The following is an 11,906-nucleotide window of genomic DNA, read 5'->3' as shown; positions in this document are numbered from 1 at the left end:
GGAGTTTGCACTCCGGTCCATTTTCATTACATCGCCACAGTCTCCTTAGGCTTCATAAGATTCCGCTCCAATTTCTTATATTGGACATACATCGCCACACGCCAAGGAACAATCATGGAGAAGGCAATCAAGAAGAACATGCCCCCTATTTCCCCCACATCAACGGACGAGCTAAGAATAAATTTAAGCAAGGTCCTAACAATAATTAACCCAAGCAGCACAAACACGAATGCCTTTGAGCGTTTGATATAGATCTGCTCCTCCTTAATCTCAAAACGGGAGGTCATAATGAGGAAAATCGAGAAAAACATCCCAAGCAAAACCGCTTCCACTATTTCCGTTCCTGACAAACGAAATGGCTCAAATACATACATAAGGGCGCCGGTACTCATAAAAAACGGCGGCAGAATTATCTTCTTTAAGGTTGCTGGCTTCTTAGATGCTTTCATCCGTATGGCGAACACAGCAAGCGCCATGACAATAGCAGCAATGGTCGATACAGCTAGTATCATAATGGATCATTCCTTTAATGGTGATTTTCATTTTACAGGACCACCTATTCAAACATAGTCCTAAAACAGCCGGCAATAATCAGGATTTTCAATTGGTTAACAACCCCATTTTCTTCCTGTTATTTCTCTATCATAAATCATCTTCCCTCAGAATGAAAGCTTCATCTGTTCATCCCTCTAAAATCCTGTCCAGCCCCCAAACAAAGCCACAAAATAGGAGGTAAGCATCGTCATCCAATCAAAGAATAGGACAATCCCCATCAGAATCATAATGACTCCCCCCACCTTCATTACCTTTGCTGAGTTGCGCTTGATCCATCCCATTTTCCCAATAAAGAAGGACATCAAAAAGAATGGAATGGCAAAGCCGAGGATATAGGCAATCATATAAAGCATCGCTGAGTTTGGATTTGTCGCAGCCATTCCGAGAACAACCATGAGGATTGGACCGGTACACGGCGTCCAGCCAGCAGAAAAGGCTACTCCGATTAACATCGAGCCGATATAGCCCCCAGGTCTATTCTGAAATTCTAGTCGTCGTTCCTTCATCATGAACGATGGCCGAAACACACCGATAATAACCAGTCCAAAGAACACAATCACAATAGCTCCTAACTGCCGGATTGTATCCTGATAGGTTGTAAACAGGCTGCCGAAGAAAGAGGAGCCAAAGCCCAGAGCAATGAAAATACTCGAAAAACCAACGAGAAAGAATAATGTGTGGAATATGCTCCTTTTCTGAAGCATCGCATTGTCCTTCTTCATTTCAGATACTGACATCCCCGTTATGTAAGAAAGAAAAGCCGGATATAGCGGGAGACAGCATGGAGAAATGAAGCTTAGAAAGCCTGCTCCGAAGGCAAGAAATAGATTAATATCTTCCAAAAATGATAACCCCCCTAAAACTGAGCTGAACACGTACCCATTTTACCAGATAAACCATCATATGGTAACCAAGTGGATTCAAGTTGTCCTCTTCTTTCATATGCCCCGGCTTATTTCTGCCCTTCTAGGTCATACAGTTTTTTCTTAAACATGTACCCTACTCGTGAAATACAAGGAATCACCCTACCCTCCATTCTTCAAAAAGCTTCCCGCCTTAAACGACAAACACGGGAAAGTTTACAATTAAATAAAAAGATTCGTTATTTAGATATACCCAAACTGTAAAATTATGTTATAATTTTCTAATCATATCTTAGGAAGGGACCAATGAAGATGGACAGAGAACTATTAGAAAATCAAATTGAGTTGAAACGAGCTGAGCTCATCAACATTGCCTTGAAGTACGGCTTAACGTCCAAAAACACGATTAAATATAGCCAAGAGCTTGATAACCTTTTAAACGAATATTCTCCTCTTCCATTCTACGTACAAAAGAAGGTTGCTTATAACTAAGTAATTTATACTCCAGAAGCCTCCCTTTAGAATCATCGTCTAACCCTTTAAATCAAAAGCCGAATAAACAAAAAAGATCACAGCCTCTGCAATGAACCGAACAGTAGTTTTGTGATCTTTTTTTCTTACTCAGCTTACCTCATGGGCAATTTCCTCTCCTAATCCATTTTGGAGAAGGTACATTTTGTAATAAAGACCTTTTTGAGCGAGCAGCTCTTGATGGGTCCCCCTCTCAACAATTTCCCCTCTATGCAGAACAAGAATAAGCGCCGCATCCTGAATCGTTGAAAGCCGGTGTGCAATGGCAATTGTCGTCCTGCCCTCTCTCATTTTGGCTAAGCCCGCTTGGATGGCTTCCTCTGTTTCCGTATCAATATTGGCTGTCGCCTCGTCCAGCACTAGAATTTTGGGGTTTCTCACAATCGTTCGCGCAAAGCCAATCAGCTGCCGCTGTCCGCTTGAGAAGGTAGATCCGCGTTCAACGACAGGATCCTCATAGGTATTCGGCAGCTTTTCAATGAAGGTATCAGCCTGAACAAACTTAGCTGCCTTCACAATCTCCTCGTCACTGATTCTCGAGCTGTGCAGGCGCACATTATCGTTTACGGTGCCATAGAAGAGAAAGGCATCCTGCAGAACGAGCCCCATCTTCTCACGCAGCTCCCTCATCGGATATTGCTTAATGGATGTCCCATCAATCAGGATATCGCCCCTATCAAACTCATAAAATCGCATGAGGAGATTGATAATGGAACTTTTCCCGCTCCCTGTATGCCCGACCAGTGCGACCGTCTCTCCTGCTTTTGCCTCAAAGGAAATATGCTTGAGCACGTCTTGTTTTCCATCATAGGAGAAGCTGACATCCCTGAATTCGATTTTCCCTTCTTTGATGGATGCATTCCGCTCCAGCTCTGGATGGGGGGCTGTTTCCTCCTCATCCATGACGGCAAACACCCGGGAACCGGAGACAATGGCCTGTTGATAAATAGAGAGTCTTTGCATGACATCATTGACCGGCTCAAAGAATCGGTCGATGTAATTGACGAAGGCATACAGGACCCCAATCTCGATCGGTGAGTTCATGGAGGAGACTCCAAAATACGATAAGATAAGAATAAGGGCAAAGGTGTATACCAGATCAATCGCCGGCCGCAATAATAAGCCGTCAATCTTGATATTTCTCATCCCAGCCATATAATGCTTTTCATTAATGTCCTCAAACTCTGCCCGCAGCCGTTTCTCCTGACGGAAGACTTGAATAATCGACATCCCCTGCAAGGATTCATTTAGGTTCGCATTCAGCTGGCTCAGCCGCTCCCGCAGGTCTTGGTAGAAACGGCTGCTAAGCTTCCTGTACAATCTCATTAACCCATATAATATCGGCAGAATGAGCAAACAAAAGAGGGCGAGCTTTACATCTAGAATAAACATCGCGATAATCGTCCCGATAATGAAGAATCCACTAGAGATAAAGGAGGAAATCACTCCGACAAACATCTCTTTAATGGCTTCGGTATCATTCGTGATACGGGAAACAATGGCTCCAGCCGGTGTCCGGTCGAAATAGCGCATCCCGAGCTGATGCACTTTCGAGAACACATCAACACGAATCTGCTGAATGATGGCAAGCGCAATTTTGTGAAAGCTGAATAATTGGAAATACTGAATTATAACTTTCGCCACAATTAAGAAAAGATACATTCCGGCAAGCCATATGACAGGGCTCACCGCAATCTCTCCTGCTGTCAAATAATCATCAATGAAAATCTTCACCAGCACAGGGCCTGTGATGTCTGCAGCAGTCGCCAAAAACAATAGCAAGAATGCAATCGATATTTCTTTTTTATGCGGCTTGGCATAGGATAGCAGTCGGTATAAGACCTTCTTCTGCTCCTTGCCAGTTAATGCCTTGCTAGCCTCCATCCTGCTCCCCCCTTTTTTACATTCATCTCTTTTTCATGGCCGCCTAGTTGAATGCCCTATTAATCTTGAAAACTGTTGAACAGGAAGATGTCATAAAAGCTTCCTGGTCAAATAGTAGGAATGGGGCGTTCTGTCATTCAAACAGCCCCGATTCCTTATTTAGGCGCTACGTATAAACCGCCATCCTTTGTCCATTCCGCATAAAACACCCTTTTCACATCACCATAGCCGCTTTGCTCCAACTCCTGTTTAAGCCATTTTTCATCGAGACCATGCTCAGCCAATGCAGGACGCATAATGATTCCATCCATAACGAGGATAGCGGGCAAAGTGATATTTTTCCCTGTTACATTCAAGTCCTTTATTGTTGGGTTTTTATAGGGTGCTTTTAACCCGACACTTAGCTTCCCATCTGGCTCCACGATACCAAACTCAACCTCACGCATGGAAAATATCCCTTGCTGCCTTAATAAACTTCGTACTTGATTCACATCTAATTTTGCTTTCCTGATTGCGTCCCGATCTAATTGGCCTTTCTGAATAATAAAAATCGGTTTCCCTTGCAGAAAGGTCCTGAACTTCGGAAATTTCATTGAGACTACCTGGATCAGCAGCATAAAAAGTGTCCAAAGGCCCACAGCGAATAAGTACTCCATGATGTTTTCGCTTTTTTCATAAATGATGTGCCCTAAAAAATCATCCAATAGTAAGACAAAGACAAAATGGATAGGTGTTAATTGGGATACCCCAATTCTTCCTGTAATGGTCAGGACAAAAAATAAGCTAATGAATCCAACAATGATCTTCAGGGCAATTAACCCAAAACTCACCTCATCCAAAAAGAATTCCCCCGAGCTATAAATAGATTCTATAGCTCCATTATGATATTAGGTGGGAGGATTTATACCCTTTGTCAGATATCCAACAAGATTGATTTATCGTACACGCTTAGTCCATTTTCCCCTGCTCAACAAGCTCCTCTAATTGCTGCTGATTAAACATATCCCGATACCAGCCTTCCTCTTTCATCAGTTCTTCATGCGTTCCGTGCTGGATAATCGTTCCCTCATCCATCACAATAATCTGCTCCGCATGCTGGACGGCACTGAGCCGATGAGCGGTAATAATGGTTGTCTTTGATGAACGCTCCTGCTTCAAGTTTTGAAGGATGATTTCCTCCGTTTTTGCATCCACCGCTGAAAGGGAGTCATCCAGGATGAGAATCTCCGGGTCCATGATCAAAGCACGGGCAATACTAAGTCTTTGCTTCTGCCCGCCTGATAAGGAGACTCCTCTTTCTCCCACAATCGTTCCATAGCCATTCGTGAAACCTAAAATATCCTCGTGTATATTCGCCAAATAAGCCGCCCGCTCAATCTCCCTTTGACTGGCATTCGGTGTCGCGAAGGCGATGTTCTCCCCAACAGTGGCCGAGAACAAGAAATGGTCCTGGGGAACATAGCCGATTGCCGCTCGGAGACTAGCGAGCGCATAATCTGCGATTGAATGACCTCCAATACGGATATCTCCCTCTAAATGGATAAATTCACGGATCAACAGCTTCAGCAAGGTCGTTTTGCCAGAACCAGTTCTGCCGACGATCCCTAATGTCTCCCCTTTATGAATCGTCAAATGAATATCACGCAAGGCAGGTTCATCCTCATTCGGATAGGAAAATGACTTCAAATCATACTCAATATCACCAGAGGCCTGTTTCTGGATAGCCTGGCTTTCATCGATAATCTCCGGCTTCTCCTGAAGGAGCTCCATGATCCGGTCATACGAGGCATTTCCCCGCTGAACAATATTAAACAGCCAGCCAAAAGCAAGCATTGGCCAAATTAGGAGTCCCAAATAGGTCGTAAAGGATACGAGCTGACCAATCGTCAGGCTTCCATCCAGAACAAATGTCGCTCCGACCCCAATGGTGATGAAATAGGAGATTCCCGCCATCAGCCCGATTGTCGGATCATAAAGGGCATCGATCCTTGCCACGGCAATATTCTTATTGACCACATCATGAGAGGCTTGACGAAAGGACTCGATGTCCTCCTCTTCTTGGCCGAATGTCTTGATAACCTTTATGCCTGTCACACTTTCCTGTGTCTTATCATTCAGGTCAGAAAAGACTGCCTGAGCACGTTTGAAACGCTTGTGAATCAGCTTTCCATAATAACTCGTTGACAGCGCAATAAAAGGCATCGGAAGCAAGCTCAGAATAGTCAGGCGCCAATCAATGAAGGACATCGCAATGATGACAAATCCCCCCGTCGTCAAGGAATCGACGAAGGAAAGCACTCCATTGCCTGCGGTTTGCTGCACAGCACTCAAATCATTCGTCGCATGGGCCATCAAATCCCCAATTCTCTTTCGTTGATAGAAGGAGGTCGGCATATTCGTGAAATGCTCATACAGCCTGCTCCTCAGCTGTCTTGATAATTTCACGGCTGACCCATAGATTTTGATACGCCACAAATAGCGGAACACATACGCGATAAGAGCGGCGATAATTAAGAAGCCAATCCATTGGACTAAGCGCGGTGTTGTTACAGTCCCATCATTAATGAGATCTACCACAACCCCGATGACCAGCGGAGGCACAAGCTGCAACAATGCGACGATTAAAAGCAAAATAATTCCGATTATGTAGGATTTCTTTTCTTGCTTAAAAAACCAGCCAAGCTTCCGAAAAATCTCCATAAACGCCCCCTCTTTTCTCTCTATCTTCAGCCTCATAAGTGTAGCAAAAAGAATGTACTATATAAAGATTATTTTAAACCTTCAGAATTTATCTATGCCAGTGAATTGTCTTCCCTTACATTTTTGAGTACCGGAACATCTTCTTCAAAAGAAAATTCATCGTACGCCTTTCTTCGGGCTTGCGGGGAATGGAATTGGTCATGGAGATATTCGCGGAGAATTTCTGTTAAAAATATCCATAAAAATCATTCAACAATGATAAACTAACATAAAGGAGGTTCATTTATATTGGAATTCAATTTTGGCTCTTTTTCTATTATGCTGCCATCCCTGCCTGTCACCCTTTTCGCCATCATTCTTATTGCCCTTTTAGTTAAGTGGAGCAAGCAATTAAAGACACGCCGATTTACCATCTTCTTTTACTTTCTGATTGGCAGCTACATAACTCCTATTTTAACGCTGGATACTCAAACAGGATTCTTTCAACTGTGGATTCCGTTAGGTTTTCTTATCATCTTCTTTTATTTGTTTCGCCATGATAGATATCACCCAGCAAAAATGAAAGCATCCATTCTCGGACTATGCTTAGCAATCTATCAAATCATTCTTCAATATTTGAATTAGCTTGACATTGAACAAGCTCCCCTTGTTTGTATGACAGAACTCAATAGAACCATTTTAAGGAGTGACGGTATAATGGAAATGGAAACAATAGAGACAAAGGGTGAGACTTCTCTTTTTGTAGAGGTCTTTACGACCGTTTTGCCATTTATTCTTTTGGCCATATTGGCTGCCATCATTATTACGATTGTGTTTATCGTTAAGATTATTAAACGGTATCTAGCTAACGGTAAAATTGCTGAGCAAAAACTAAAAATGGAACAAACCGATATACAGGAGATTAAACAGCGTCTGGACCGAATGGAGAAAATCATCCGTGAGGACAGATGATCTCGTATTAATCTGTGTCAGCTTGTTTCTCAATTGTTCAATGTGTTAACCGCCTTCCTGTGAAGGAAGTTATTTCTATAGGCTTTTATCGTAAAGATGTGAAAACAACCGCCTACGCAATAAGACGTGACATAAGAAAAGGATTGATATACTTACACATAATCTACGTTTATGACACAGCAAACACAGTTATAAGTGCTAAATTCATTCAATAGAGTTAGAGCGATAATGATGTATATTGTTTTGCTCGAGATGTAGTCTAAATAAATCATATGCAGCTGAACTTATTGAGCTAACCTTCCCCCTCTTTAAGCTCATAAGACAGACAATCAGGTTCTATCTTATGAATGAAAAAGACATAGTGAAACATTATGCTTAGTATTCCGTATGAGTATAAGAAAGGGGTGGAAATTGTTGAAAAAATATCTACTATTTTTTATTTGCTTTGTTCTGTTCTATCTAGCCTATGAATTCGTTTCAGGGATCGTTTTAACGGCACTTTATATTCCTGATTTTATGAGCCATCATCCAAGTGAAGAAACGGTATTCTTTGAACTGCGATCTAGCCTTTCCTTGCTGCCGGCTTTATCAATCGCAACCTTAGCCTATCTTTTATCGGACTTGATTGATAAAAAAACGACTAGGAAGACTCCTAATCGCTAAGACCATACATATCAATCATTTCTTACACAGTCAGCCGCTTTCATTCCGAAGGCGGCTTTTTGGTACCACTTTCTCGCCATATTCTTTGACTAAAGCATCCCCTTATTTATTTCGTTCCTTCTCAACCGTTGCCATCAAAAACGCCCAAAACTTTTCCTGAACATGCGGGTCTGCTGTCACCTTTAAAACGATTGACCTTATCCATTCATAATAGTCATTCCCCTTCATCTCTCTGTCCCCCGCTTCCTTGGCACCATCCGTTTCGCAAGCTTTTTAATGAAACGATTTGGATGAGAATTGGCCAGCTCCTTCAACACTTTTGCCGCCACTTCTCCATTCGTTAAGGTCGGGTCTTCCTGTAGAAAGACGTGAACGAGGGCGGCTATTCCATCGGCATCCCGCTCACTTACCTGTATCATTTTTTCCGCCATTCGCCCATATCCCTCTGGGTCTGTTTCTTTTCTATTTAAGGATAGAGAATAGGCTGCCTCTTTATTCAATTCTCTCCTCGCTTGCTCCTGTGATGCATCCGAAACCTCCAAAGTCGTCACTCCTTTCTCATGGATCAAACTCAACTCCCAATAAAAGTCATTTTTTATTTCTATAATGTTAAAATGCGTTTCCAATCCTTGTTAATGTGGGTATAGATGAACGACACCAAGCAGGGGATCAAACACAGGACGACCTTCCCCTGTCTGCTCTGTTCTAACTGTAGTCTACCAAAAATAACCTAACATTTACTCGACATAAACATTTGTTAAAAAGAGAAAAGGTACGATCTTAAAGGGGAGAAGGTAAAATGAATAACAGATTTTTAGTCAAGCTTCATTGTGCTGACTGCAAGAAGACTGTATGGATTAAATCTACTGGATTTATCTATAAATCTGTCTATTGTCCTAATTGCGCTAGACTTTTATGCGCCGGAAAATTAGATGCTGTACAAAATTAATCTATCCACATGAAGAAAGCACCTCTCGGAAAAGGTGCTTTCTTTTTTATGGCATCTTCACTACGTTATTAAATAATACTTCTTCTGTCTTCACATCGATAATTTTCAGCCGGTTTGTCTCTTTCACCAATATCGTTTTATACCCTGGTTCCCCATCTTCATCTGTCCATAGGAGTACACGTGTGCCATCCCCATCCTCCTGTTCCTTTGCTTTATAGTCGCCGTACTGTATATACTCCTCCACAAATTCATACTCAGGATATTCCCGACCTTCTGATTGGGGATCGTTACAGCCTGCCAAAAGCAGGGCAGCTAAACTAAGAGCTGTAAGTCCTTTCAGCATTCTCTCACCACCATCCATCGTGCTTATGTATCCAGTCAAATCTCTGGCCTTTCTTTCACTAGTGTATCATTTATGACAAGAAGGTTCAGAGATTAGAACACTTACTCGTATGGATGATTAAGGGTTTTATAGGAGGGTAGTAGTAGATAAGCCTTAGGATAGAACAAAGGGATGTGAATAGAATGTTTGGAATAGCTGATTTACTTTCACTGATCATTTCGGCCTTCATCATCCTTCCTGTCGTCATCTTTCTGCGTGAGAGCGGGTATTTTGTCGTCAGCGGATTCTTTGGTGTTGTGAATCCTAGACTGACGATTGGCTCAGGACCAAGGATAGTTAAGATTGGCCTGTTTGATATCCGTAAATATTATCATGTGTACAGTTGGTTTTCGTACGATGATTTACGAATTAAGAATAAATTTGCCTACGTCTGTATTTATGCCGGTCCTATTCTTGCCAATGTGACCGTTGCCTTCACAATCAATCTATTGATATCTAATGGCATAATCGTTGAGTATAAGACATTCTGGGACCGCTTTGTTTTTTATTCCTTTTACTACATCTTATTTGACGCTATCCCGATGATTACCATCAACGGGAAACCGAATAATGGGATGATTATTTACGAAATGCTCCGGTATGGGAAACGAGTGGACTATAACGATGAAAACTTTCTCCCGACGACGGAGGAAATGGATGAGGAATACAAGGAATGGAAGAAAACCGTTAAGAAGCATAGAGGAACAAGAAAGAATTATGAGTAAGATCATGGAGGCTGGGAAAAAACAAAAAATCGAATAATGGTCACTTAATCCACCTATTTAATAGCAGTAGGAAATAAAGGTACGTTCCATTCCGTGGGGAGGAAGGCTTGAGTCTCCTCGGCACTTACGCCTGTGGGGTCTCATCCTTTCCTCTACTTTCCCCAGGAGTCGAGTGCATTACGCTCCTTTTCACCAGTCACCAATCATAGAAATTCACAATCAACTAATGCACGGAAAACACTAAAAACCCCGAATAATTAGACGATAGATTCATTCCTTTATCATCTAATCATTCGGGTTTATCATTGGCTGAAATACGGATGTCCCAGCCGCCATTCATGCGTATGACTTCTCGATAAACTCATGAAGCAGGCTGTTAAAATGGGCACGCTCCTCCCAGAATCCCCCATGTCCGCTGTAGTAAAGTGGTGCGAGCGTTGAATGGGGGATGGAGCGTTCCATTTCCTCAGCTTGAGCAAACGGAATGACCTTATCGTGAACCCCATGAATGATTAGTGTCGGTACCTGGATGGCTGTTAAATCCTCATAAAGTGTCTCATCCCTCAGCATTCGGATGACTGCCGCCGTTGACCATCCGGCTGCCTCAAGTCCTAAATGAAGGAACCATTCCGCAAATGGCTGCGTGATAGATTGAAAGAAAAAGCTTTCCGTTACCTCCCGCATCATTTTTGGCCGATCATTCAAAGCAGAAGTCAGGAAGCTATGGGCTGTTTCAGCCGTAAATCCAACAGGTGCCGCCGCATCGACCAGCACGACCTTTGACACACCATACCCATGATGCCTCGCCATATAGCGAATGGCGATTGCCCCGCCAGTTGAATGCCCTAGCAAGATGACATTCTCTAAGCCTAGCGCCTCCACCACGGCCCGAATATCATCCGCCAATCGGGAGAAATGATACCCGTGTACAGGTTTGTCCGACTGTCCAAATCCCCGCCAATCAATCCCGATACAGCGATAGCCCAACGAAGGGAGGATCGTAAACTGGTATTCAAACTGCTTATGGCTCAATGGCCAGCCATGCAGAAACACAATCGTCCGGTTTCCGCTTGGATTTAAATCCTCCACATATAAATTGACATCTCTTTCTACCGTCACATAGTACCCCATACCCACTCCCCCATCTGAATGTCTCTTAGGAATACCCTATTCCGGATGGCAGGGATACATGTAAAGAAATCGAAGACAGTCGCAATTAAGTACCTTCATTGTGTAAAGGCACGGTCCATTCATATTGGATATCCGGTAAATTCTCTTCATTCTCACAACCTCTTCCTATCACCTCAAATCCATTCCGTTCATAAAACCGCCTCGCCTTTTCATTCACTTCAAATGTCGATAAGGTAAGTCGTCCAGAGCATAGCACCTTCGCTTTTTCAAGCAAGGACTGTCCAATTCCCATTCCTTGACAATCAACATGAATATAGAGCTGATTCACCTCGCGTTCATTATAGGCAATCATGCCAGCTACTTTCCCATCAACTATAGCCAATTCAATTTGAAAGCGATCGGCTAGAATATGATTCAAGAAATAAAGATGACTATCAAGATCATGAATCTCCTTCTGGCCTATGGCCCGTTCCTTGCTATCTCGCCACATTCTGATTGTCTCGTGTGCATATTGGGGTTCATACGGAATAACCACCCAATTCCTCAAGCTCCATCCTCTCCTTCTTTTATAT

Annotated in this window: 15 protein-coding genes; 5 read left to right on the top strand and 10 right to left on the bottom strand. The window is 42.8% G+C overall.

From position 1 onward, the window contains the following. Nucleotides 1-26 precede the first annotated feature (26 nt). The gene (locus ACY8DX_RS10340; RefSeq protein WP_439802801.1) at nucleotides 27-515 is read right to left on the bottom strand and encodes a CcdC family protein; all 489 of its coding nucleotides are present in this window, start codon (nucleotides 513-515) and stop codon (nucleotides 27-29) included. Between the two features lie 174 nt (nucleotides 516-689). Continuing rightward, on the bottom strand, nucleotides 690-1,397 hold the full coding sequence (locus tag ACY8DX_RS10335; RefSeq protein WP_462406803.1) for a cytochrome c biogenesis CcdA family protein: 708 nt from the start codon (nucleotides 1,395-1,397) through the stop codon (nucleotides 690-692). Between the two features lie 327 nt (nucleotides 1,398-1,724). Between ACY8DX_RS10335 and ACY8DX_RS10330 the strand changes: the two genes are divergently transcribed. Further along, nucleotides 1,725-1,910 (top strand): aspartyl-phosphate phosphatase Spo0E family protein, encoded by a 186-nt coding sequence (locus ACY8DX_RS10330; RefSeq protein ID WP_331456706.1) that lies wholly within the window; start codon nucleotides 1,725-1,727, stop codon nucleotides 1,908-1,910. A 129-nt stretch (nucleotides 1,911-2,039) separates the two neighbouring features. Here the strand turns inward: ACY8DX_RS10330 and ACY8DX_RS10325 are convergent, their stop codons facing one another. From ACY8DX_RS10325 to ACY8DX_RS10315, 3 genes are all read right to left on the bottom strand, one after another. Next, the gene (locus ACY8DX_RS10325) at nucleotides 2,040-3,833 is read right to left on the bottom strand and encodes an ABC transporter ATP-binding protein (protein WP_462406802.1); all 1,794 of its coding nucleotides are present in this window, start codon (nucleotides 3,831-3,833) and stop codon (nucleotides 2,040-2,042) included. Between the two features lie 155 nt (nucleotides 3,834-3,988). Beyond that, nucleotides 3,989-4,663: a DUF421 domain-containing protein gene (locus ACY8DX_RS10320; protein WP_231589599.1), complete on the bottom strand. Its 675-nt coding sequence runs from the start codon at nucleotides 4,661-4,663 to the stop codon at nucleotides 3,989-3,991. Nucleotides 4,664-4,781: 118 nt separating this feature from the next. Continuing rightward, entirely contained in the window at nucleotides 4,782-6,533 is a 1,752-nt protein-coding gene (locus tag ACY8DX_RS10315; protein WP_462406801.1) for an ABC transporter ATP-binding protein, read from the bottom strand. A 288-nt stretch (nucleotides 6,534-6,821) separates the two neighbouring features. On the opposite strand from ACY8DX_RS10315, the gene ACY8DX_RS10310 reads away from it, so the two are divergent. The 3 genes from ACY8DX_RS10310 (at nucleotide 6,822) to ACY8DX_RS10300 (ending at nucleotide 8,147) form a co-directional block, all read left to right on the top strand. Then, a complete protein-coding gene (locus ACY8DX_RS10310) occupies nucleotides 6,822-7,157 on the top strand; it encodes a hypothetical protein (protein ID WP_462406800.1) in 336 nt (111 codons plus the stop codon). A gap of 72 nt (nucleotides 7,158-7,229) precedes the next feature. Continuing rightward, nucleotides 7,230-7,484, top strand: a complete 255-nt coding sequence (locus ACY8DX_RS10305) for a hypothetical protein (RefSeq protein WP_462406799.1) — start codon at nucleotides 7,230-7,232, stop codon at nucleotides 7,482-7,484. 414 nt (nucleotides 7,485-7,898) lie between these two features. Then, entirely contained in the window at nucleotides 7,899-8,147 is a 249-nt protein-coding gene (locus ACY8DX_RS10300; protein WP_462406798.1) for a hypothetical protein, read from the top strand. Nucleotides 8,148-8,249: 102 nt separating this feature from the next. On the opposite strand, the gene ACY8DX_RS10295 is transcribed toward ACY8DX_RS10300, so the two are convergent. From ACY8DX_RS10295 to ACY8DX_RS10285, 3 genes are all read right to left on the bottom strand, one after another. Further along, a complete protein-coding gene (locus ACY8DX_RS10295; RefSeq protein ID WP_462406797.1) occupies nucleotides 8,250-8,375 on the bottom strand; it encodes a hypothetical protein in 126 nt (41 codons plus the stop codon). Then, nucleotides 8,372-8,716, bottom strand: a complete 345-nt coding sequence (locus ACY8DX_RS10290; RefSeq protein ID WP_462406796.1) for a hypothetical protein — start codon at nucleotides 8,714-8,716, stop codon at nucleotides 8,372-8,374. The genes ACY8DX_RS10295 and ACY8DX_RS10290 overlap by 4 nt, the downstream gene beginning before the upstream one ends. Nucleotides 8,717-9,142: 426 nt before the next feature. Further along, a complete protein-coding gene (locus tag ACY8DX_RS10285) occupies nucleotides 9,143-9,439 on the bottom strand; it encodes a hypothetical protein (RefSeq protein WP_462406795.1) in 297 nt (98 codons plus the stop codon). Nucleotides 9,440-9,621: 182 nt separating this feature from the next. On the opposite strand from ACY8DX_RS10285, the gene ACY8DX_RS10280 reads away from it, so the two are divergent. Continuing rightward, nucleotides 9,622-10,203, top strand: coding sequence for a hypothetical protein (locus ACY8DX_RS10280; RefSeq protein WP_462406794.1), 582 nt, complete (start codon nucleotides 9,622-9,624; stop codon nucleotides 10,201-10,203). A 336-nt stretch (nucleotides 10,204-10,539) separates the two neighbouring features. Here the strand turns inward: ACY8DX_RS10280 and ACY8DX_RS10275 are convergent, their stop codons facing one another. Beyond that, entirely contained in the window at nucleotides 10,540-11,334 is a 795-nt protein-coding gene (locus ACY8DX_RS10275; protein WP_462406793.1) for an alpha/beta fold hydrolase, read from the bottom strand. An 85-nt stretch (nucleotides 11,335-11,419) separates the two neighbouring features. Continuing rightward, on the bottom strand, nucleotides 11,420-11,824 hold the full coding sequence (locus ACY8DX_RS10270) for a GNAT family N-acetyltransferase (RefSeq protein ID WP_462406923.1): 405 nt from the start codon (nucleotides 11,822-11,824) through the stop codon (nucleotides 11,420-11,422). Nucleotides 11,825-11,906: the final 82 nt, after the last annotated feature.

This window comes from Gracilibacillus sp. Marseille-QA3620, assembly GCF_054950035.1.
Note: the sequence above shows the minus strand (reverse complement) of the source record. Positions and strands in the feature narration are given on the sequence as shown.